General features: G+C 70.7%; 22 protein-coding genes. 8 read left to right on the forward strand and 14 right to left on the reverse strand.

The window, feature by feature from the left end; genetic code table 11:
- Window positions 1–192: 192 nt before the first annotated feature.
- Together AC07B0_RS11790 and AC07B0_RS11795 are read right to left on the reverse strand one after the other, a co-directional pair.
- A complete protein-coding gene (locus AC07B0_RS11790; RefSeq protein WP_469378165.1) occupies window positions 193–1,416 on the reverse strand; it encodes a helix-turn-helix domain-containing protein in 1,224 nt (407 codons plus the stop codon).
- The gene (locus tag AC07B0_RS11795) at window positions 1,409–1,624 is read right to left on the reverse strand and encodes a hypothetical protein (protein WP_469378164.1); all 216 of its coding nucleotides are present in this window, start codon (window positions 1,622–1,624) and stop codon (window positions 1,409–1,411) included. Before AC07B0_RS11795 ends, AC07B0_RS11790 begins: the two co-directional genes overlap by 8 nt.
- Window positions 1,625–1,765: 141 nt before the next feature.
- Here AC07B0_RS11795 and AC07B0_RS11800 point away from each other — a divergent pair, with 141 nt between their 5' ends.
- The gene (locus AC07B0_RS11800; protein ID WP_356873662.1) at window positions 1,766–2,086 is read left to right on the forward strand and encodes a DUF6087 family protein; all 321 of its coding nucleotides are present in this window, start codon (window positions 1,766–1,768) and stop codon (window positions 2,084–2,086) included.
- Window positions 2,087–2,225: 139 nt separating this feature from the next.
- On the forward strand, window positions 2,226–2,753 hold the full coding sequence (locus AC07B0_RS11805; protein WP_469378162.1) for a DUF4232 domain-containing protein: 528 nt from the start codon (window positions 2,226–2,228) through the stop codon (window positions 2,751–2,753).
- Between the two features lie 38 nt (window positions 2,754–2,791).
- Here AC07B0_RS11805 and AC07B0_RS11810 read toward each other — a convergent pair whose 3' ends face one another.
- Both AC07B0_RS11810 and AC07B0_RS11815 read right to left on the reverse strand, forming a co-directional pair.
- Window positions 2,792–3,436 (reverse strand): dihydrofolate reductase family protein, encoded by a 645-nt coding sequence (locus AC07B0_RS11810; protein ID WP_469378160.1) that lies wholly within the window; start codon window positions 3,434–3,436, stop codon window positions 2,792–2,794.
- Between the two features lie 150 nt (window positions 3,437–3,586).
- The gene (locus AC07B0_RS11815) at window positions 3,587–4,000 is read right to left on the reverse strand and encodes a nuclear transport factor 2 family protein (protein WP_478897786.1); all 414 of its coding nucleotides are present in this window, start codon (window positions 3,998–4,000) and stop codon (window positions 3,587–3,589) included.
- 87 nt (window positions 4,001–4,087) lie between these two features.
- Between AC07B0_RS11815 and AC07B0_RS11820 the strand changes: the two genes are divergently transcribed.
- Window positions 4,088–4,789 carry a 2-phosphosulfolactate phosphatase gene (locus tag AC07B0_RS11820; RefSeq protein WP_478897787.1) on the forward strand — a complete coding sequence of 234 codons (702 nt, stop codon included), beginning with the start codon at window positions 4,088–4,090 and terminating at the stop codon, window positions 4,787–4,789.
- A 13-nt stretch (window positions 4,790–4,802) separates the two neighbouring features.
- Here AC07B0_RS11820 and AC07B0_RS11825 read toward each other — a convergent pair whose 3' ends face one another.
- Window positions 4,803–5,204, reverse strand: coding sequence for a hypothetical protein (locus tag AC07B0_RS11825; RefSeq protein WP_356873652.1), 402 nt, complete (start codon window positions 5,202–5,204; stop codon window positions 4,803–4,805).
- A gap of 213 nt (window positions 5,205–5,417) precedes the next feature.
- Between AC07B0_RS11825 and htpG the strand changes: the two genes are divergently transcribed.
- The gene (gene htpG, locus AC07B0_RS11830) at window positions 5,418–7,331 is read left to right on the forward strand and encodes a molecular chaperone HtpG (protein WP_478897789.1); all 1,914 of its coding nucleotides are present in this window, start codon (window positions 5,418–5,420) and stop codon (window positions 7,329–7,331) included.
- 194 nt (window positions 7,332–7,525) lie between these two features.
- Window positions 7,526–8,746, forward strand: coding sequence for a phospholipase D-like domain-containing protein (locus AC07B0_RS11835; RefSeq protein ID WP_478865175.1), 1,221 nt, complete (start codon window positions 7,526–7,528; stop codon window positions 8,744–8,746).
- Window positions 8,747–8,891: 145 nt separating this feature from the next.
- Here AC07B0_RS11835 and AC07B0_RS11840 read toward each other — a convergent pair whose 3' ends face one another.
- The 5 genes from AC07B0_RS11840 to AC07B0_RS11860 form a co-directional block, all read right to left on the reverse strand.
- Window positions 8,892–9,095, reverse strand: coding sequence for a cold-shock protein (locus AC07B0_RS11840; RefSeq protein WP_356873648.1), 204 nt, complete (start codon window positions 9,093–9,095; stop codon window positions 8,892–8,894).
- Window positions 9,096–9,418: 323 nt separating this feature from the next.
- Window positions 9,419–9,844 (reverse strand): DUF6003 family protein, encoded by a 426-nt coding sequence (locus AC07B0_RS11845; RefSeq protein ID WP_356873646.1) that lies wholly within the window; start codon window positions 9,842–9,844, stop codon window positions 9,419–9,421.
- A gap of 94 nt (window positions 9,845–9,938) precedes the next feature.
- Window positions 9,939–10,781, reverse strand: a complete 843-nt coding sequence (locus AC07B0_RS11850; protein ID WP_356873644.1) for a hypothetical protein — start codon at window positions 10,779–10,781, stop codon at window positions 9,939–9,941.
- Between the two features lie 92 nt (window positions 10,782–10,873).
- Window positions 10,874–12,391 (reverse strand): SulP family inorganic anion transporter, encoded by a 1,518-nt coding sequence (locus AC07B0_RS11855; protein ID WP_478897791.1) that lies wholly within the window; start codon window positions 12,389–12,391, stop codon window positions 10,874–10,876.
- A 275-nt stretch (window positions 12,392–12,666) separates the two neighbouring features.
- The gene (locus AC07B0_RS11860) at window positions 12,667–15,027 is read right to left on the reverse strand and encodes a bifunctional serine/threonine-protein kinase/ABC transporter substrate-binding protein (protein WP_478897793.1); all 2,361 of its coding nucleotides are present in this window, start codon (window positions 15,025–15,027) and stop codon (window positions 12,667–12,669) included.
- Between the two features lie 123 nt (window positions 15,028–15,150).
- On the opposite strand from AC07B0_RS11860, the gene AC07B0_RS11865 reads away from it, so the two are divergent.
- On the forward strand, window positions 15,151–15,489 hold the full coding sequence (locus AC07B0_RS11865; protein WP_356873640.1) for an STAS domain-containing protein: 339 nt from the start codon (window positions 15,151–15,153) through the stop codon (window positions 15,487–15,489).
- 105 nt (window positions 15,490–15,594) lie between these two features.
- Window positions 15,595–15,930 (forward strand): hypothetical protein, encoded by a 336-nt coding sequence (locus tag AC07B0_RS11870; protein ID WP_356873638.1) that lies wholly within the window; start codon window positions 15,595–15,597, stop codon window positions 15,928–15,930.
- 54 nt (window positions 15,931–15,984) lie between these two features.
- On the opposite strand, the gene AC07B0_RS11875 is transcribed toward AC07B0_RS11870, so the two are convergent.
- From AC07B0_RS11875 to AC07B0_RS11890, 4 genes are all read right to left on the reverse strand, one after another.
- Entirely contained in the window at window positions 15,985–16,485 is a 501-nt protein-coding gene (locus AC07B0_RS11875; RefSeq protein ID WP_478897795.1) for a DUF4232 domain-containing protein, read from the reverse strand.
- Between the two features lie 134 nt (window positions 16,486–16,619).
- The gene (locus tag AC07B0_RS11880; RefSeq protein WP_356873634.1) at window positions 16,620–17,156 is read right to left on the reverse strand and encodes a hypothetical protein; all 537 of its coding nucleotides are present in this window, start codon (window positions 17,154–17,156) and stop codon (window positions 16,620–16,622) included.
- Between the two features lie 146 nt (window positions 17,157–17,302).
- Window positions 17,303–18,052, reverse strand: a complete 750-nt coding sequence (locus tag AC07B0_RS11885) for a hypothetical protein (RefSeq protein WP_478897797.1) — start codon at window positions 18,050–18,052, stop codon at window positions 17,303–17,305.
- Between the two features lie 132 nt (window positions 18,053–18,184).
- Window positions 18,185–18,757 (reverse strand): TetR/AcrR family transcriptional regulator, encoded by a 573-nt coding sequence (locus AC07B0_RS11890; protein ID WP_356873630.1) that lies wholly within the window; start codon window positions 18,755–18,757, stop codon window positions 18,185–18,187.
- A gap of 141 nt (window positions 18,758–18,898) precedes the next feature.
- Between AC07B0_RS11890 and AC07B0_RS11895 the strand changes: the two genes are divergently transcribed.
- Window positions 18,899–19,690 carry an SDR family NAD(P)-dependent oxidoreductase gene (locus tag AC07B0_RS11895; protein WP_478865181.1) on the forward strand — a complete coding sequence of 264 codons (792 nt, stop codon included), beginning with the start codon at window positions 18,899–18,901 and terminating at the stop codon, window positions 19,688–19,690.
- Window positions 19,691–19,701: the final 11 nt, after the last annotated feature.

Here is a 19,701-nt window from a genome sequence, read left to right on the forward strand (position 1 = left end):
CGAGTGGGGGCCGTTGGATTGGGTCCGGGTGGCCGACAAATGATCACCCGTCCGTGCGGGGACCGCTCCCGTCGCGTTCGACATCGCAGCCGGTCCGTGCCCGGAACATGCCGCTTGACGTGCGGAAACGTTCCCGCGAGGATTCGAATGCGGTCGGCGCCCCCTCACGGGGTTGCACAACGGCTTCGCGACTCAGACGAGCGACTTGATGGTCTTGTCCGCGTACCGCAGCGTCTCGTCGATGGCCTTGTCCACCTCGCGCACGGCGTCGGGCTTCGCCGTGAGGAGAGCACTGACGTTGATGCTGCTCACGGCAAGGAGGCAGCCCGCCACCGCGAGGAACTCCTGGTACCGTTCCTGCCCCTCGGACCCGAGCGATGCCCAGTCCCGGGGTTCCGGCGGAAGGCTCAGCCGCCACTTCTCCAGGGCGTGGGTGCCGTGGACGGTGACGTATTCCATGGTGTCCGTGGCGCGGAGGAGTACGTCGATCATGGCGTCGAAGCCCTGCTGCGACTGATCCAGAGCCGACTCCGCGGCGTCGACCTCGGTGCGCAGGCGCTCCTCCTCCTTCTTGTTCCGGCGCTTCCTCAAGACGTAGAAGCCGGCGGCCGCCAGCGCTGCCGCCGGGGCGGCGACCATGCCGGTCAGCAGGAGGATTCCGCCCGCCATGCCCGCTCCGCCCGCGGCGAGCGTGCCGCCTCCCAGGAGGGCCAGGGTCGCGTTGGTCGCGGCGACCCCGGACAGCGCCGAAATGGCCGTGCCGGTGGAGGCGGTCCCGAACAACGCGGCGGCGGTGAAAGCACCGTAGGCCGCGGCTCCGCCGGCCGCTGCCCCGGCCGCACCGCCGGCGGCGGCACCGCGGATCGCGTTGGCGATCCCGATGGACATGGCCTCGACGCGGAGCGCGGTGGGGATCTCACCCGTGCTCTCGATCTCCTCCTCACTCGGCCTCGCCGGCTCGGGCGCCCCGCTGATGCTCTCGGCCAGCTCCACGAACCGCAGGAAGAACTCGTCGCGGGCGGCATCGTGGACGTCGTTGAAGGCTTCCCCGAGTTCCTGGGTGATCTTCGACCGCTGGGCCGCCTTCTCGTTGATCTCGGCGTGACGTCGTTTCGTCTCCGCGACCTGGTCGCGCAACTTCACCGGCCGCCGGCCGCGCTGACGGGCGAGGGACCTGGTCCGCTCCTGCGCCTCGTGCTTGAGCTGCCCGGGTGTCAGCTGGAGCGCGAGGGCGATGGCGGCCAGCCGGTGTTCCCCCGGGCTGATGAGCCCGCGTTCGATCCGGGAGATCGAGACCGCGCCGCCCTTCCCGTAGTCGGCGCGCGCGGCCAGCTCTTCCTGGGTCATCGCGGGTCTCTGGGCCTGGCGGTGCTCGCGGACCACGGAGCCCATCGCCTCCGCGCTGAAGTCATTCATCGGTTGCGGTCCTCTTGTTCAGCGGGCTGTGGCGACGCCAGGAGGACTGGGCCTCGCGCGCCAGCGCACCACCGGAGCGGAAGGCCCGGACGCTGTCCTCCCTGAACTGCTTGGCCGCCTTGACGACGGCCGGGTCACGACGGACTTCGTCGGCGGCCTGGACGACGGCAACGGCGGCGGCCAGTTGGGCGAGGTTGACGCGGGGCATGGCAGGGGCCTTTCGTCGCGGAGGGTGACCACGGATGTGCAACATAGCGTCACTTAGTGTCCGGCGTCGGCACTATGGCGAAACCGACTGCGAGGGCGGCTCTTTCGGTAGGGTGCTGCCTCTGCTCAAGGGAGGTACGACGTGGAAGACGAACCCCTCGACCGGTGGGCCGCCCGTCGCCAAGGCCGCCTGCGCAAGCCCGGCGAAAGGAAGGCCGTCACCCTCGGCGCCGGCCCGCAGCGCGCCGCCCACCTCGACCCCGACGCCCCGCGCCTGATCCTCGAATGGGACGGCTTCGCCTGGCAGGCGCTGTCGACGGTGGAGGACTACGCGGCGGCCTGCCGGGCCCTCGGCCCGAACCCCGAGAGCGCGCCCGCCGACCAGCCCGGGACGACCGGCCCCGTCACCGGCCGAAACCCCCTGGCCCCGGGAACGGGACGCCACCGCAAACCCCGTCCCTGACCGCGCACACCGCTGGGCCCCGCTCCCCCGGTCCCTCACCCGGCGGCCGTCGACGCTCGCGGAGCGGCCGAGTCGACCGCCTGGCCGAACACCGCCGTCCCGCGGGGCGGGGTCAGCCGCGAACAGGCAGACTGGACGCATGACTTCGCTCACGCGCGCCGCCGTCCTCGCCCTCGCCCCTTCGCTCCTGGCCGGCGCGACGGCCGCGAGCGCCCACGCCGAGACCGCCGCCCCCGTTACCACGGGCGCCTGCGCCAAGGCGGCGCTCGGCTACGAAGCGCACGCCCTGCCCCCGATCGCGAGCAGTGTCGTCCTGGTCACCGTCACCAACAAGGGCAACACCTCCTGCACGATCGACCGGTTCCCCACCGTGACCTTCGCCGGTCTGGACGGCTCGGCGCGGCCGGTACCTCCTGTGCAGAGCGGCCCCCACCGGCTCGGAGCGAAGGGCCGCCTCTACGCCGCCCTGCGCACCGATGACCGGAGCGGCGCGGCCCGCTACGTACCGAGCCTGACCGTCACCGCCAACCCGGGCCACCCCGGCAGCCGTTTCACCGCGGCCGAGATCGGCGCCCCGGTGACCGGCATCGCGGTGTACGACCCGATCACCACGCTGTGGAAGGGCACCGTCGACGAGGCCGTCGCAGCACTCCCGAAGAACCCCTGACGGCCCTCCGGCAGCGCCGGCCCTGCCGCCGGCAGGCTTCAGTCGTCGCGCCCGGTACCGCGATCGGGTGCGCTCATGTCTCCCGTTGCGGGTGTGCCGTCGGCGAGCCCGTAGCGCAGGTACACGGCGCCCTTCGGGCCGGCTGCCGGGGGTGCGAGGAGCGTGAGGTTGGCGGGCACCGCGCCGTCGTCGAACACCTTCTTGCCGACGCCGAGGACGATCGGGTGCACCCAGAGGTCGAGACGGTCGAAGAGCTTCTCGCGCAGGAGGGTCTGCACCAGGTTCAGGCTCCCGACGACCTTCACGTTCTCGTGCCGGTCACGGATCTCGCGCACCGCGGCGGCGAGGTCCTGGCCGAGCTGCGTGGACCCGGCCCACGAGAGGTCGGGCCTGCCACGAGAGGCCACGTACTTCGGGACGCGGTTGAAGAGCGTGGCGATCTCGTCGTCCTCGCCGCCCTCCTGGTGAGGCCAGAAGGCCGCGAAGATGTCGTACGTCCGCCGGCCGAGCAGCAGGGCGTCCGTGCCCTCGTACGCGGCGCTGACCTGCGCCCCGGCGACCTCGTCCAGCAGGGGCGCCTGCCAGCCGCCGAACGGGAACCCCACCGGGTCCTCGTCAGGACCGCCGGGCGCCTGCCCGACGAGGTCGAGGGTCGCGAACAGCTCGATGTGGATGAGGCCCATGGCTTGCTCCAGGTGAGTCGGTCGTGTCCGTCAAGAGAGGGACCCCGGCGTGTCCGCGAACTCATCGGTGCGACGGAACCGGCTTTCGGCAACAGATACCGTGGGTGACGGTGTGGTCACATGTGGGAGCCGGGCCGGTCCGCCGGACGGTCAGTCGTCGAAGTAGGCCCTGGCGACGGCATGGGTGTCCTCGTAGAGGTGGTACCGGGTGATCCGCCCGTCCCGGACCGTGGTGTGGAGGGCGAACGCGGTGGCGATGTCCCGGCCCGTCTTCTTGACCTCGGAGACCATGTGCCCGAGGAGGACCACGTCGTCGCCCTCGGCGATGACCTGGCGGAGTTCGAACTCCTTGGCGTGGACGTGGGTCCGCAACAGCTCGAAGAACGTCCGCATGCCCTCCGCCGAGTCGGCCTCGGGCACCCACGGGATGCCCGGCGGGTGCGGGACGGAGAACGACACGGAGTCGGCGAACAAGGCCGCCGCCTCTGCGCTCTTCCCTTCGGCGAGCAGCGGGAACAACCGCTGGACGGTCTGCGTCGGCGACTCTGCTGTCATGTCCGTCATATCCGGGCACGTTACCCGGCACAGGGGCGGTGTGACGCGCATCACTCTCCGGGAACCTCTGGTCGGGCATGCGTGATCATGAGCAAGATGGACACCCGTTTCCTTGGTATGGCCGATCTGTCCGAAGCCCCGTCCGTGGCGGTGGTGGTAGACGTCATGCGGGCTTTCACCGTGGCCGCCTGGGCCTTCGCCCAGGGGGCGGAAAAGATCGTCCTCGCCGAGTCCCTGGACGAAGCCCTGGCGCTGAAGACTCGCCACCCTGATTGGGTGGCGATCAAAGACGGCCCCCTCGCGCCCGGATTCGACACCGTCAACTCGCCGGGCATGCTGCGGTCCATCGACCTCGGCGGACGGACCGTCGTGCAGAAGACCACCGCCGGGACGGTCGGCGCCCTCGCGGTCAAGGAGGCGCAGCTGGTGCTGTGCGCCGCCTTCGTGGTGGCGGAGGCAACGGCTCGGCTCTTGCGGACGCGCGCGAGTGACGGTGTCACGTTCGTGGTCACCGGCGAGGACGGGCAGGCCGACGAAGACCTGGCGTGTGCTCAGTACATCGCCCGGAGGGCCACCGGCTCCGGAGCGGATCCCGCCGAGTTCGTCCGGCGCGCCGCCGCGTCGCGCGCCGCCTCCGAACTGGCGGAGGGGGTGCGTCAAGGAGTCCATCCCGATGACGTCGCGCTCTGCCTCGAGGTCGACCGGTTCCCCTTTGCCATGGTGGCGAGCCTGGAAGGCCCGTTCATGGTCCTGCGTCCGCGCGCGGTTCCCCCGCTCACCGACACGGACCCGGTCTGATCGCGGACGGCGATCAGCGCTGCCGGGGGCAGTGCCGGCAGACCCAGCCGCTGCGGCGCAGCGTGGAGGGCCGCCGGTGGCTGACGTGTCCTGCGGCGCACCGGATGCGGTGCGGGGCGTGAACGCCGAGCCAGGCGGGTTCGAGGAGGACGGCGCCATCGGCCGTCAGCCGTTCCAGGAAGGCCGCCGAGGCCGCGGCGGGGTCCTTGCGGGCGCAGGTCCGGCACAGGCCCTGCCCCTGCTGGACGTTGGACGGGCGCGGCATGCACAGGTGGCCCGCGGCGCAGCGGACCCGGTGCGGGATGCCGTTGCCGAGCCAGGCCGGTTCGACGAGCAGCGCGCCCTCGGCGGCGAGACGGGTACGGAACGCGGCTTCCGCCCGTAAGGAGTGGGCCGGGCGGCGGAGCTGGAGCATGGGGTCCCCTCGGACGGTGCGGGACTGGAGCGGTTGCGGAACACCAGTTTCGTCGCCGATCGGCGGGAGCGAAGCGGGGCGGCCGGTTTCACGACGGTTGAACTCGGCCCGCGGCACCGGAGCGTGACCGCTGCCGTGGGGCTGGAGCCGCTGCGCGGCCGGGCGGGGACCCGCTTATGATGCGTTTCATCCGTGAGAAGGGAGCCCCCAGAAGTGGGTAGCAGTGTCGAGACGCTCGAATTTCAGGCCGAGACCCGTCAGTTGCTCCGGTTGGTGATCCACTCGATCTACTCGAACAAGGACATCTTCCTGCGCGAGCTGATCTCGAACGCCTCCGATGCCCTGGACAAGCTGAGGCTGGAGTCGCTGACCGACGCGGACCTCGCGGCCGACACCTCCGACCTGCACATCACGCTGGAGGCCGACCGGGACGCCCGCACGCTGACGGTCCGCGACAACGGGATCGGCATGAGCCGGGACGACGTCGTGGAGCTGATCGGCACGATCGCCAAGTCCGGTACCGCCGGCCTGCTGCAGAAGATCAAGGAGGCCGAGGACGCCGCCGCGGCGCAGAGCCTGATCGGGCAGTTCGGAGTGGGCTTCTACTCCGCGTTCATGGTCGCGGACAGGGTCACCCTGCGGACCCGTCGGGCCGGCACCACCGCGGGAACCCAGTGGGAGTCGGACGGAGAGGGCACCTACGACATCCAGGCCGTCGACGGCCTGCCGGTCGGTACCTCGGTGACCTTGCACCTCAAGCCCGCCGACGACGAGGACGGGCTGGCCGACTACCTGACCGAGTGGAAGATCCGTCAGATCGTCAAGCAGTACTCGGACTTCATCCGGTGGCCCATCCGGATGGCGATCGAGCGGACCGGCACCGATGACGCCACCACGCACGACATCGAGACGCTCAACTCGATGAAGGCGATCTGGGCCCGCCCCCGCAGCGAGGTGAGCGCGGCCGAGTACAGCGAGTTCTACAAGCAGATCAGTCACGACTGGAACGATCCGGCCGAGACCATCCACATGCGGGCCGAGGGCAACTTCGAGTACGAAGCCCTGCTGTTCGTCCCTTCCCAGGCTCCGTTCGACCTGTTCTCCCACGAGAGCAAGCGCGGGGTGCAGCTGTACGTCAAGCGCGTGTTCATCATGGACGACTGCGAAGCGCTGATGCCGAACTACCTGCGCTTCGTCAAGGGTGTGGTGGACGCCCACGACCTGTCGCTGAACATCTCCCGCGAGATCCTGCAGCACGACCGGCAGATCCGCAGCGTGCGCCGGCGTCTGGTCAAGAAGGTCCTCGGCGCGCTCAAGGGCGTGCAGGCCGGCGACTCCGAGCGCTACGCGAAGCTGTGGACCCAGTTCGGCCGGGTCCTGAAGGAAGGCCTCCTGGAGGACACCGACAACACCGAGGCACTGCTGGAACTGGTGTCGGCGGAGTCCACGCACGACAAGGAGAAGACGACCACCCTGCGCGAGTACGTCGAGCGCATGCAGGACGGCCAGGACGCGATCTACTACCTGACCGGCGAGTCCCGCACCATGGTGGAGAACTCGCCGCACATGGAGGCCTTCGCCGCCAAGGGGTACGAGGTCCTGATCCTGACCGACCCCGTCGACGAGGTGTGGGCCGACCAGGTCTCCGCCTTCGACGGCCACCGTCTGCAGTCCATCGCCAAGGGCCAGGTCGACCTCGACGGCCCGGCCGACGGCGCCGAGGACGCCGAGGCCGGGGCGAAGCGCGACGAGGAGTTCGCAGCCCTGCTGCCCTGGCTGACCGCCACCCTGTCCGACGAGGTCAAGCAGGTCCGCCTGTCGTCGCGGCTGACGACATCGGCCGCTTGCATCGTCGGCGACGCCCATGACATGACTCCGACCCTGGAGAAGATGTACCGGGCGATGGGCCAGCAGATGCCTCCGGTCAAGCGGATCCTGGAACTCAACCCCACGCACCCGCTGATCACCGCCCTGCGCACGGCACACGGGGCGAACGCCGACGATCCCGCCCTGGCGGACATCGCCGAGCTCGTGTACGGCAGCGCGCTGCTCGCCGAGGGGGGCGACCTGTCCGACCCGGCGCGCTTCACCCGGCTGCTCACCGACCGCCTCACGCGGAGCCTGTGACCGGTCCCGCGCGCTCGCGGAGCTGAGCGCCGGACGGGGAGTGCGGCCGGTCCCGGTCCGGGGGCCGGCCGCATCCTGCGCCAGGGCCGGGCCGAGGCGGCCGCGGCACCGGGGGGTATAGTCTGCGGGCTGCTCACCCGCGCCGGACCGGGCACCGGGCTTCATCATTCGTCGTGTTCCGGCCGGGGGATGTCATGACCAGTACGCACGAGCCGCCGCGCCTGACGACGGAGCCCGCCGCGGCGTCGGACACGGCCGTCGATGCCCACGTCAGCCGGATACGCAGGCGTCTGGAGAGACTGATAGGCATCGCGGCGACCGAGGGCAACCGGCTGGTCCCCTTGCGCAACGGGGACCAGATCTTCTCCGCGATGCTGGCGGGGATCCGCCGTGCCGAGCACACCGTGGACATGATGACGTTCGTGTACTGGAAGGGCGACATCGCCCGCCAGTTCGCCGAGGCCCTCGCGGAGCGGGCCCGGGCGGGGGTTCGGGTGCGGCTGCTGCTGGACGGGTTCGGAAGCCGGCTGATCGAGGCCGAGCAGCTTCGGGCGATGGAGCGGGCCGGAGTACAGGTGGCATGGTTCCGGAAGCCGCTGTACCTCTCACCGCTCAAGCAGAACCACCGCTGCCACCGCAAGGTCCTGGTGGTCGACGAGGAGACCGCCTTCACCGGAGGGGTCGGGATCGCACAGGAGTGGTGCGGCGACGCCCGCAACCAGAACGAATGGCGCGACACCCACGTGCAGGTCCACGGTCCCGCGGTGGACGGGATCGCTGCGGCGTTCGCGCAGAACTGGGCCGAGTGCCATGACGAACTCTTCGACGAGCGCGACCGGTTCACGGAGCACCGTCCGCAGGGCGATGCCATCGTGCAGGTGGTCCGCGGCTCGGCCAGCTTCGGCTGGCAGGACATGCAGACCCTGATACGCGTGATGCTGGAGTCTGCCGAAGAGCGGTTCCGGCTGGCCACCGCCTACTTCTCACCGGACGTGTATTTCATCGACCTGCTGTGCGCGACCGCGCGGCGCGGCGTCGAGGTGGAGATCGTGCTGCCCGGGCCGCACACCGACAAACGGGTCTGCCAGCTGGCCGGTCAGCACCATTACGAGGCCCTCACGGCCTGCGGTGTGAAGATCTACCAGTACCAGCCGACGATGATGCACGCCAAAGTCATCACGGTCGACCGCGTTGCGGCTCTGATCGGCTCGACCAACTTCAACCGCCGGTCCCTCGACCATGACGAAGAGGTCATGCTCGCCGTCCTCGACCGGGAATTCACGGCCACCTTGGACGAGCACTTCGAGGCGGACGTGGCGGCCAGCGAACTGATCCGGGCGGGCCGCTGGAAAAAGCGGTCCGCCCTGCAACGGGCCGGTGAAATCGCCGTCCAGCCCATTCGCCGCTTCCTGTGAAATACCCGTTCCGCAGTACGCGCCGGCTCCGGTAAACCGGGAACCGGCCGGAACCCGCCGCCGGGCGCCGGCCGTACGGAAATGCGCGCAGCTGGGGCCCGCACCCCGAAGGATGCGGGCCCCAGCTGCGAGGTGCGCGTCAGCGTCAGGCGAGGACGATGTTCTCGGCCGTCGGACCCTTCTGGCCCTGCGCGATGTCGAAGCTGACCTTCTGGCCTTCCTGGAGCTCACGGAAGCCCTGGGAGGCGATGTTCGAGAAGTGGGCGAACACGTCGGCGCCCCCACCGTCCTGCTCGATGAAACCAAAACCCTTAGCCGCGTTGAACCACTTCACGGTGCCAACAGCCATGTCATATCTCCTTTGGGGCAGTACACCGGTGTCCGCGATGTGCGGCTACCGGGTCGCCGCAATGATGCCCCGCCCGGAAAATATCCCGAGATGTAAAAGCGCGTTCAGCGGCAGAAAATACCGGTGAAGGCGCTTTAGATTTTTGGGAACCACGACTGCAACTGAAATCGACAGTAGCACGCCGTAGCGGCCCGCGTACGATGAAGAGTTCTGCTCCGTTCATTGCGGCAAATACCCTCTCCGCACGGAACGTCAAACTCTCATCGCGCGGTCACAGATATGAACCGCCGGGTCGCTCTGCCTTCGCGTTCCGGGTGTGGGGTTCAGGACTGGGACGCGGAGGAGAGGGTGGCCGGGTCGACGCCGGAGAGTTCGACGATCCGGTGCGCCGGTACACCGGCGGCCAGGGCCCGGCGCAGCAGGGCGTCCCGGTTTTCCTCGCTGTCACGGAAGGCGAGCAGATCCTCTTCGGCGCTCGCTACGGAATCCGTGGCCGTGGCGCGACGGACCGCTTCCAGTTCCTCCGCGCTCAGGGGGACCGGGAGCCGTTCGGCGTCCTCGGGAATCAGCCCGCTCTGCTCGGGGGGCACCACGCGGACGCTCGGCGACGTGGAGTTCACGCCCTGGGCGGTGAACCACGCCTGCACGGCCGGGGTGTCCAGGCACTCCAGGTCGCCTGCGAGGGCCAGCGGCGTTCCCTGCCAGCCGGCCGTGGTCTCCGCGAGGAACAGGTAGGCGTCATCCGTCATCGTGCTTCACTCTCCTGGCACACCGTGGCTGTGAACGATCGCTCGGCTCCTACCCCTCAGGCGTCGAGCGAATCGAAGTGCACCTGGATGGCCGTCAGGGCCGTTCGAAGGCCTGGAGTACGCCGCCGATCGAGAAGCACAGCGCGCCAGACAGCGTTCCCCAGTTGGCGACGGCGGTGTTGACCAGGCTTCCGGTATCGGGCCGGGTGAACGCGGCGAGTGCCGAAACCATGAAGAGCACGGACCCGAGCTGGTTCACCGCGACCACCCACCAGCCGAGACCGCGCGAGCGGATGCAGGGCCGGGACCGATGGCAGATCTCGACGAACGCGAGATGTCCCGAGACCAGGAACAGTACGCATCCGATCACGTCCGGAGCCCAGATCAGCCTGTTGGTCTGCTGAACGGTGAGCCCCTGCAGGAACGAGTCCAACAGGTTGACGCCGAACACGAGCGTCCCGGCGAACAGCGCGAACGTACTCAGCCAGTCCAGGCGCATCGGCTCGTACCCCCACCACCTCCAGCCGCCCGTGACCAGCGGGCCGCCGCCTTGGGAGTGGCGGGGCGCGTTCAGCACCTGCAGGAGCGAGACGTAGCCCCCGATGTTGAAGAACAGGCCCCCGACGAAGTAGACGGCGGCGCTCTCGCCCGCGTCGCCCGAGCCGAACTGTGAAACGGCGGCGCCGAGAGCGAAGAGTGCTCCTCCGATGACGAACGCGCCCGAGGCCACGGCGTTGAGCCGGCGGAGACGGACCAGCGCCCGCGCATCGGTACTCGGAACCGTCGCGACCGTGCCTCCGGGGCCACGGACCGACAGCGCCCCGCGCCGACGCGCGAGCCGCGATTCCCACACCACCGTTTCGCCTTCGGAGCGGTGCCAGGTGAGCCGGGTCGTGAACGGTCCTGCGCCGTCGGCGCGCTGCTCGGGCTGTCCCACGGCCGGAGCCTAGTACCTCGCACGGTCCGAACGGACGGCGAAACATACCTTTCCTCCCTGTTCCTCCCTTCGCGTCGGAGACCGGCGGGTGCCTACCGCGCCCTGTCCCTCACCGGTTCCGTGTCGGCCGTGCCGTGCCGCTCGGCCCAGTTCCGCAGCGCCGTGCGACAGGCGTGGTCGACGTGGTGCAGTCCGGAGAGGTCCAGTTCCACGGAGCGGTTCCGGGGCAGCGCCTCCAGACTGTCGAGGATCTTCGGCAACCGGAGAAAGGTCGCGTTGCCCGACAGGTACACCTGGACGGGGCCGGCTCCCTTGTCGACGACCTCCAGGTTGACGTGCGAGGCCTGCCAGGCGGTTTTCGCGACCGACAGCGCCAGACCGATGAGCACGCCTTCGAACATGTTGACCGTGACGATCGACACGGCCGTGACCACGAGGATCAGCGCTTCACCTCGGAACGCGGCCCACATCAGCACGATCTGCCGGAACGGGATCAGCTTCCAGCCCGCGTGTACGAGGATGCCGGCGAGGGCGGGCAGCGGAATCAGTTCCAGGACGGACGGCAGGAGTGCCGCGAACATCAGCAGCCACACTCCGTGCAGCACGCGTGAGGCCTTGGTCTTGGCGCCCGCCTGGACGTTGGCCGAGCTGCGCACGATCACGGCGGTCATCGGCAGCGCGCCGAGCAGCCCGCACACGGTGTTGCCGGCGCCCTGCGCCACGAGTTCCTTGTCGTAGTCGGTGCGTGGACCGTCGTGCAGCCGGTCCACGGCAGCCGCGCTGAACAGGCTTTCCGCGGACGCGATCAACGCGAACGCGAGGATGGTGACGAAGATGGCCGGCTGCGCCAGCTGTCCGAAGGCGTCGGCCCCTGGCGGCTGGACCGCGTCGAGCAGCCCCTGCACCCCCACGGTGGCCAGCGGCAGCTCGAACGCCAGTGAGGCCAGCGTGGCCAGCAGCACCGCTGCGAGCGCGCCCGGCACCGCGCGGGCCCGTTTCGGCATCCTCTTCCACAGCACCATCACGGCGATGGTGCCCGCGCCCACCCCGAGCGAAGTCAGGGCCACGGGGCTGCCGGCCGCTCGGACCAGCGCGTCCGGCAGCCCCGTGATCTTGTCGATGCCGGACGCCGGTGCCTTCAGGCCCGCCGCCGCGTACGACTGACCGGCGATGATCACGAGCCCGATGCCGGCCAGCATGCCCTCGACCACCGCGACCGAGATGGCCCGGAACCAGCGGCCCAACTTGAGCACGCCCATGAGGAGCTGGAGCAGACCGGCACCCAGCACGATCACTCCGAGGGCGGCCGGCCCGAACTGGCGGACGGCCTCGAAGACGAGCACGGTCAGGCCCGCGGCCGGCCCGGACACCTGCAAGCTGCTGCCCCGCATCAGCCCGGCGACGATGCCGCCCACGATGCCGGTGACCAGGCCCAGTTCCGCCGGGACACCGGAAGCGACCGCCACGCCGACGCACAGCGGCAGCGCGACGAGGAAGACCACCAGGGAGGCGGCGAAGTCCTGTCTGAGGTGCGGAAACTTGATCAGGGGGTTCACGGCGCCGCTCACGGGGCCGGGGCGTTGTCGATGAGGGGCTGCATACGTGGTCATTCCTCCTGGCGCGCCGTGACAGCGCGTCGGACGGGCGCCTACCCGAACGGATCGGTTCCCGACTGGCCTTCGACCGCGATGCGACGGGATCCGTGCGCGTGTGCGAACACGGCAGCGCACCTCTCCCCCACACGCATCACCTCTTGTGCACACCAAGTGTCGGTCAAGGGCTGGTCAAGAAACACGTTAGCCCGATGGACTTGTTCGCGCGGTTAACTCCATGTGTCCAACGGAAGAGAGCCCGAAATTGCGAGGTTCGTTGGCGCGAACCCGCCCTAGCGAGTGGCGGGCCCGCTGTACGCGGTGGCCCAGCTGCCGGCTTTCACCGTGTACACCGTCAGTCGGCGGTTGACCGCGTCGCCGGCCCCGTCGAAGGCGACCCGGCCCGTGACGCCGTCGAAGGCCGTCGTCGCGACGGCCTGCGGCAGTTTCGCCCGGGCGTCGCCGGGGAGGGTGCCGCCGTTGGCCGTCACCACGGCCTTCACCGCCTCGATGAGGGTCCAGGTCGCGTCGTACGCGTACGGGCCGTACCAGCCGGCGGCCTCCGGGTACCCCGCCCCGCGGTACCGGTCGAGGAAGTCCTGCCCTGTCGCCGACTCCTCGGCGGGAGCGCCGATGTTGGTCGCGAGGTCGCCCTCGGCCTTCGGGTTCGCCGTGAGGTACTGCTGGTCGAAGATGCCGTCGCCGCCCATCAGGGGGACGTTCACCCCCGCTTGCTCGATCTGCTGGAAGAGCGGCGCCGCGGTGTCGTGGTAGCCGCCGAAGTAGACGGCGTCGGCGCCCGAGGACCGCACCCTCGTGGCGAGGCCCTCGAAGGCGCGCTCTGCGGGATCGACCTGCTCGGTACCGACGACGGTCCCGCCCAGTTTCGTGAATTCGGCCGCGAACCCGGAGGTGAGGGTGGTGCCGTGGGCGCTGGCGTCGTCGACCAGGTAGAGCTTGGTCTTCTTCCGCTCGCCGTGCAGGTACCGGGCGGCGAACGGCCCCTGGTCGACGTCCGTGCCGATGGTGCGGAAGTAGGTGGAGTGGGGACGGGACTTGGTGCCGGCGGCCCGGTCGGGGCCCAGCGTCAGTACGGGGTCGGTGTTGCCCGGTGACACGTTGACCACGCCCGCCCGCGCGAGCGGTGGTACCAGGGTCCGGGCGACACCGGAGTTGAGGGGCCCGACGACCCCGAGCACCTTCTCGTCGGCCACGAATTCGGCCGCGTGCGGTGCGCCCTTGGCGGGGTCGGCGGCGTCGTCCAGAGCCTTGATCTCGAAGGTCACGCCCGGTACGTGCCGCGTTTCGTTGGCGGTCCTGGCGGCCAGGTCGGCGGAGTTCCTGATGCCGACGCCCATCGGGGCCATCCCGCCGCTGAGGGGTGCGTCCACCCCGATCACCACCGTGACGGCGGAGGGCGCCGAGCCGTTGCCGGCCGCGCCGCCGCCGGGTGTGTCGTCACGGGTGAGGGTCCAGGTCAGGACGGAGCCGGTGGCGAGCGTGGCCAGTACCGTGCCCAGGACCGCGGAGCGCCGGGTGAGGCGGCCCCGCCGCCGGGCGGGCGCCGGCTCGGCGTGTTCCATCCTGGCCGTCGCCCCGAGCGTGACCGGGTCCTCGGCCGGGGGTACCGGCACGGGCGGCCCGGCCGGCCGGTCCGGCACGGGGCGCCGCGGAGAGTCGGCGGCGGACCCGTGGTCCAGGACCGTGGGAGTCCGCGACGACGGCTCCGGCGATGGTGCCGGCTCCGGCGCCGCCTCCGGTACGGGGGTTGCCCTCGGATCGGGCTCGGACCCGGGCTCGCGGCCGGCGGGTGCGTCGGTCCTGGGCGGGGAGGACCGCAGCACCGACGCCAGCATCTCGGCCGCTTCCGCGGCACCGACTCGCTGTGCCGGATCCTTGGTGAGGAGCGCGTCCAGCACGGGCGCGAGCGGTCCGGCGTGGACCGGCGGCCGGTGCGGGCGGGTGAACACGGCCACGGCGAGGGCGTGGAGCCCCTCGGCGGCGAACGGCGGGTGCCCCTCGACGGCGTGGTAGAGGGTGGCGCCGAGCGCCCACAGGTCGTTGGCGGGGGTCGGGCGCTTGCCCTCCAGCTGTTCCGGCGGCATGTACTGCGGCGTGCCGATGACGATCCCGCTGTGACTCAGCTTGGTCGTGGCGTCCGCGAGGTGGGCGATGCCGAAGTCGGTGAGGACGACGCGGTCCTTGGTCAGGAGCACGTTGTCCGGCTTGATGTCGCGGTGGATGATCCGCGCCGCGTGCGCCTCGGTCAGGGCGTCGAGGACGGCGGCGCCGATCTCGGCCACGCGCCGCACGGGCAGCCGGCCCCGGCTGCGGATGGCGGCGGCCAGGGACTCCCCGCGGATCAGTTCCATGACGATGACGGGGGCTCCGTCGTGGTCCACGACGTCATGGATGGTGATGATCCCGGGATGGCTGAGAGTGACCGCCGCCCGGGCCTCGCCGGTGAACCGCGCGAGCAGTGCGGCCCGGTCGCCTTCCTCCATGCCCGGCGGGAAGAGGATCTCCTTGACGGCGACCTCGCGTCCGAAGAGCTGCTGGTCGAGGCCACGCCAAACCCGGCCCATACCGCCCTGGCCGATGCGTTCGACCAGCTGGTACCGGCCGGCGATGAGTTCGGGATTTTGCTCGGTCACGCGGACACTCTAGGTCCTGCTGAGCCGATCAGGTGACGGAACGGATGGCTTGATCACGCCCTGGGCGACGGGGGCACGGGCGCTGCTCACCGGGGCGCTCGGCCGTCTCATAGAGTGGGCGGCATGGGTGATCAGGAAGACGGTGTCCCGCACGTCCGGGTGGAAGGCGACGAGCACCGCGTCGTCGTGCGCGTAGGCGGCGAGATGGACCTGGACCGGGCACCCATACTGCGCGGCGCCCTGCACGCGGTGATCACCCAGCCCGACGCTCCCGGCGAGATCGTGCTCGACCTCGCGGAGCTCACCTTCTGCGACTCCACCGGCCTCAACGCGTTCCTCCAGGCCCGGCTCACCGCACTGGAACACGGCCTGCGCATCAGCCTGCACGCGCCGCCGGGACAGTTCCTGCGCCTGCTGGCGATGACGGGCACCGCCGCGCTGTTCCCGATCACGTACGGTTGATCCCGGGCAGCCATGGCGGGCGGGGCGGCACGTCGCCCCGGCCGAACCTCTGCGAATCCTCAAGTCCCTTGCCGCGTGCGGAATCCGGCCGCAACGATGGTCGGCATGACTGGGTTTCTGGGACTGAACACGAAGCACAACTTCGTACTCCTCATCCGCGACTCGGACACGGTCGCGGCGGCCCTGCGCCACGCCCTGGCCGAGGCCTCGCCCGCCGAGCGCCCCGGTCTGGAACGGGCCGCCGCGCTCGTCGAATCCACCGCCGCCGCCACCGAAACCCAGCTGCGCGCCCGCTGGGTCCGCTCCCGGCTGGCCGATGTCGGTTTCACGGGTGACATCGACTCGGCCACCGCGGTGAGGGCGCTGCGCCAGGCGGAACCGAAGCTGAGTCTGCTGGCGGCAGCGGAGCTGCAGAAGGACGCCGTGGCACACCCCGAGTGACGTGCCGTGAACCGCCCTGGGCCGGCCGGGCGCGGCTCGGTGGGGCTGCGGGGCTCAGGCTCCGGGTCGGATCGGGCCGATGACGGTGCCGGCCGCCACCGCGAAGGTGCCTTCGGCGACGGAGGTGCCCGGGATCCGGCCGCCGGCGGCGTTGAGCGTGAACGCCGCTTCGTCCGCCGGGGTGGAGCGGCCCTGGTCGGGGACCTGGATGTCGAAGTGGACGGGGCTTCCCGGCCCGAAGGTCACCGCGGTGCTCTGGTCGCCGTAACGCCCGACCGTGATGCCGAGCGGTGCGCCGTGCCGCGCGAACACCACGTCGGCCGGGGAACCGACGAGGCTGCACGCCGCGTACCCCTTCGGCGCGGTCAGCGTGACGCGGAAGTGGAGGTGCCCGGAGCCGGCCCGGTCCCGCGTGATCTTCGCGAGGTGGTTGGCCGGCCGGCAGGCCGACGGGGCGGAGTCGTCGCCCGCCGGGGCTGCCTGCGCGGTACCCGCGCTCACAAGGACCGCCGAGATGACGGCGACGACGGTGGCGGACGTGCGGCTGGTGCGCATGCTGGGCTCTCCCTGGCTTGCCGACTGGTTCCGCGGACGTTCCCCACGGACCCACGGGTCGGTGGGATCCTTGCCCGCCACGGCTGCGCGGCAATGTCCCGAAATGCCAACAAAGCGGACCCTGGTGAGTGTCGTCAGTCCCGGTCCGTGCCGGAGAGGGCGTTGGTGATCAGGCGTGTGGCGTAGTCGCGGTCGCCCGTGATCCGGTTGATGTGCTCCGCGAGGAGGAGGGCGGTGGCTTCCAGGGGGTTCATCTCTTCCTCGGTCCACCTCCCGTACTGCCTGCGCCACAGGCTGGGGCTCAGGCCGGTGCCCGCCGCGATGACCATGGCGGCCATGGTGGGGATGGACTCGGGCCGGATGCTCCGGGACATCGTCCGCATCGTGGCCACGAAGTGGGGCACCACGTACTCGATGACGTCCTTGTCGTGCTCCTCGTGCGCCTTCCGCAGCCAGGTCATGAACATGTAGATGAGCGTGCACGCCCCGTCGAGCAGGTCCTGGGCTTCCCGGGGCTCCATCGACGCGATGAACTGGTCCGTCAGCTGCCGCTGCTCGGGGCCGGTCCCGGTCTTGCCGTCGTAGATCGCTTTGAGCCGCGAGTCGATCACCAGGAGCGCCGCACCGACGTCGCCGGCCGGGGCGTGCTGAGGGTCGAAGGACGATGGCACTGGGGCCTCCCTGTTGTCGGCGGCTTTGCGGCACCGCGTGTCAGTACCGTAGGCCGCCGATGAGCCGGCCGGGGGCGAATCCCGAGGGAAGGCGCACCCGCGACGTCGACGCGGGCCTCCATGGCGGGGGCGGCGTACGGCATCCGCTAGGGAGTGGGCGATGCCTGGGTGAGGGACATCCAGCGCCGGACGGTCTCCTGGTGGGAACCGGTCTCCGTGTCTGCGGCCACTTCCTCCGCGTCCGCGGTGGAGCACGGCGCCCCGGAGCGGGTCAGCAGGACCAGCGGCCACTCGGGGCCGGCGCCGGGCCCCGCGCCGTCGAATGCGGCCCAGTCCCAGGGTCCGTCGAAGCGCCAGGCCCGGCCCCCGGCGTCGGCGACTTCGTCTCCCGGCCGCAGGAACGCGTACGGCCGCATCAGCAGTTCGAAGGAGAACGGGGTCCCGTCTCCCGGGTGAAGGGTGTACCCCGAGCCGTTGAGATGGCTGTAGTCGGGGAACTCCCGGTACGACCGACCACGGCGCAGCACGGCCACGGTCAGTTCGGGGCGTGGCAGCCAGCCGGTTTCGAGCGGAGGGTCGTGACGGTCGACTTCGGTCACGTGGACGACGGTCGGCGGGATGCCGACCCGGCAGGTGTCTCCCGCTTTCAGGTGCTCGGGGGATGGTTCGGTGCGGAACAGCTCCATCTGGTCCTCCTGCGGGGCGTGCTCGTCCCGGTCCACGCCCAGCGCGACGATTCCGTTCCAGTGGATGAAGTCGCTGGCGGTGTCGATGCGCCACCACGGCCAGACCACGGACACGTGGTTCCACGTCACGCCGCGTTCGACCGTGGTCGGCGTGAAGGGGCAGGCGACCGACAGCACGTCACCGACCCGGAACTCCCCCTCGTACGTCATCGTGCCAGGTTAGAGCGGGCGGAGCGGACGATCCACGGCGGCCCCGCCCGCTCCCCGCCGGTCCCTCCCCGCCGCAGGTGCTCCGCTGCCGCGCCTGACCGCGCGCACCGGGCCGGCGGTCGTGGACCGGGCCTACGAGGGCTCCCCCGGGGTGAGCTTCGTGAGGATCAACAGGGTGTCGACGAGGTCCTCGGCGGGGGCGCCGGTGGCCAGCCGGCGCAGTTGCTGGCCGAAGACCAGGGCGACGGCCGCACCGGCCAGGCGCTCGGGGTCCGGCACGCCGAGCTGGGTCAGGATCCGGGCGGCGAGCAGGTCGTAGGCGGCGAAGCACTCGGCGGCGGCGGCGCGGAGCCGTTCGTCACGGCCGGCCTGCACGTACAGCTCGAAGGGCGCGATGTGGCGGCTGTCGAAGGCGTTGCCCCCCGCGACCTGCGCCACCACCTCCGCCGCCTGTCCGATGTCGAAGCGCTCGTCGGAGCACGTGTCGGCGAGCGAGGTGAAGTGGCGGGTCTCCTCGGCGACGAAGTGCAGCAGGCTCTCGCGCAGCAACTCGTGCTGGGTGGCGAAGTGATAGGTGACGGAACCGAGGGAGACCCCGGCCTCTTTGGCGATCCGCCGGTTGGTCACGGCCGCGATGCCGTCCTGCCCGATGATCCGCAGTACGGCGTCGATGATGCTCTGGCGGGTGTCGGAAGCCTGGGACATGTCGGCATTCTGCCGCATCGGTCGCAGTGACGGCCCTTGCGGGGCAGGCCGGTTGGGGACGTCCGCGGTGTGGACAGCCGACGGAGGGATCCCTACTGTTCGTTCGAACGAACAGTAGAGGGCCGTCGTACGGGAGTCGTTGTGGACATGTCCGGATCGAACGTTCTGCTCACCGGAGCCACCGGAGGAATCGGGTCCGCGCTCGCCGCGCGCCTGGCCGCCGACGGGGCCCGGCTCACGGTCACCGGCCGCCGGGAAGAAGCCCTCAAGGCCACCGCGGACGCCTGGGGCGCCCGTACCGTGGTCGCCGATCTCGCCGACCGGTCCGACGTGGTCCGACTCGCCGAGAGCTGCGCCGATACGGACGTCCTCGTCGCGAACGCGGCCCTGCCCGCCAGCGGCGACCTGCTGGAGTACACCGAGGAGCAGCTCGACCGGGCCCTCGACGTCAACCTGCGCGCGCCCGTCCTGCTGTCCCGGCTGCTCGCGGAGCACATGGTGGAGCGCGGCCGCGGCCACATCGTGCTGGTCGGCTCCATCTCCGGCAAGGCGGCGACCAAGTCGACGTCCCTGTACAACGCGACGAAGTTCGGGCTGCGCGGATTCGCCCTCGCCCTGCGTCAGGAGCTCAGGGGCACGGGGGTGGGCGTGTCCCTCGTCCAGCCCGGGTTCGTCCGGGACGCCGGGATGTTCGCGGCCACCGGCGCCACCACGCCGAACGGCATCAGGACCGTCACGCCCGGCCAGGTCGCCGCCGGCGTCGTGCGTGCCGTGCGCCGGGACCGGTGCGAGGTGAACGTGGCTCCGCTGGAACTGCGGTTGCTGAGTGCCGTCGCCGGGCAGTTCCCCGGTTTCGCCGAAAGGGTCCAGGCCCGGACGGACGTCGACGGCTCCGTCCGCCGCATCGTCGACGCCCAGCGCTCACGCCGGTAGGCCGGTTCGCC

The sequence above is a fragment of the Streptomyces sp. NPDC044704 genome (assembly GCF_056433525.1).

Bases quoted from the DNA above. Each gene is read 5' to 3' on its own strand.
- AC07B0_RS11790 (WP_469378165.1), bottom strand. From the start codon at position 1,416: ATGAATGACTTCAGCGCGGAGGCGATGGGCTCCGTGGTCCGCGAGCAC.
- AC07B0_RS11795 (WP_469378164.1), bottom strand. From the start codon at position 1,624: ATGCCCCGCGTCAACCTCGCCCAACTGGCCGCCGCCGTTGCCGTCGTC.
- AC07B0_RS11805 (WP_469378162.1), top strand. From the start codon at position 2,226: ATGACTTCGCTCACGCGCGCCGCCGTCCTCGCCCTCGCCCCTTCGCTC.
- AC07B0_RS11810 (WP_469378160.1), bottom strand. From the start codon at position 3,436: ATGGGCCTCATCCACATCGAGCTGTTCGCGACCCTCGACCTCGTCGGG.
- AC07B0_RS11815 (WP_478897786.1), bottom strand. From the start codon at position 4,000: ATGACGGACATGACAGCAGAGTCGCCGACGCAGACCGTCCAGCGGTTG.
- AC07B0_RS11820 (WP_478897787.1), top strand. From the start codon at position 4,088: ATGGACACCCGTTTCCTTGGTATGGCCGATCTGTCCGAAGCCCCGTCC.
- AC07B0_RS11825 (WP_356873652.1), bottom strand. From the start codon at position 5,204: ATGCTCCAGCTCCGCCGCCCGGCCCACTCCTTACGGGCGGAAGCCGCG.
- AC07B0_RS11835 (WP_478865175.1), top strand. From the start codon at position 7,526: ATGACCAGTACGCACGAGCCGCCGCGCCTGACGACGGAGCCCGCCGCG.
- AC07B0_RS11840 (WP_356873648.1), bottom strand. From the start codon at position 9,095: ATGGCTGTTGGCACCGTGAAGTGGTTCAACGCGGCTAAGGGTTTTGGT.
- AC07B0_RS11845 (WP_356873646.1), bottom strand. From the start codon at position 9,844: ATGACGGATGACGCCTACCTGTTCCTCGCGGAGACCACGGCCGGCTGG.
- AC07B0_RS11855 (WP_478897791.1), bottom strand. From the start codon at position 12,391: ATGACCACGTATGCAGCCCCTCATCGACAACGCCCCGGCCCCGTGAGC.
- AC07B0_RS11865 (WP_356873640.1), top strand. From the start codon at position 15,151: ATGGGTGATCAGGAAGACGGTGTCCCGCACGTCCGGGTGGAAGGCGAC.
- AC07B0_RS11870 (WP_356873638.1), top strand. From the start codon at position 15,595: ATGACTGGGTTTCTGGGACTGAACACGAAGCACAACTTCGTACTCCTC.
- AC07B0_RS11875 (WP_478897795.1), bottom strand. From the start codon at position 16,485: ATGCGCACCAGCCGCACGTCCGCCACCGTCGTCGCCGTCATCTCGGCG.
- AC07B0_RS11885 (WP_478897797.1), bottom strand. From the start codon at position 18,052: ATGACGTACGAGGGGGAGTTCCGGGTCGGTGACGTGCTGTCGGTCGCC.
- AC07B0_RS11890 (WP_356873630.1), bottom strand. From the start codon at position 18,757: ATGTCCCAGGCTTCCGACACCCGCCAGAGCATCATCGACGCCGTACTG.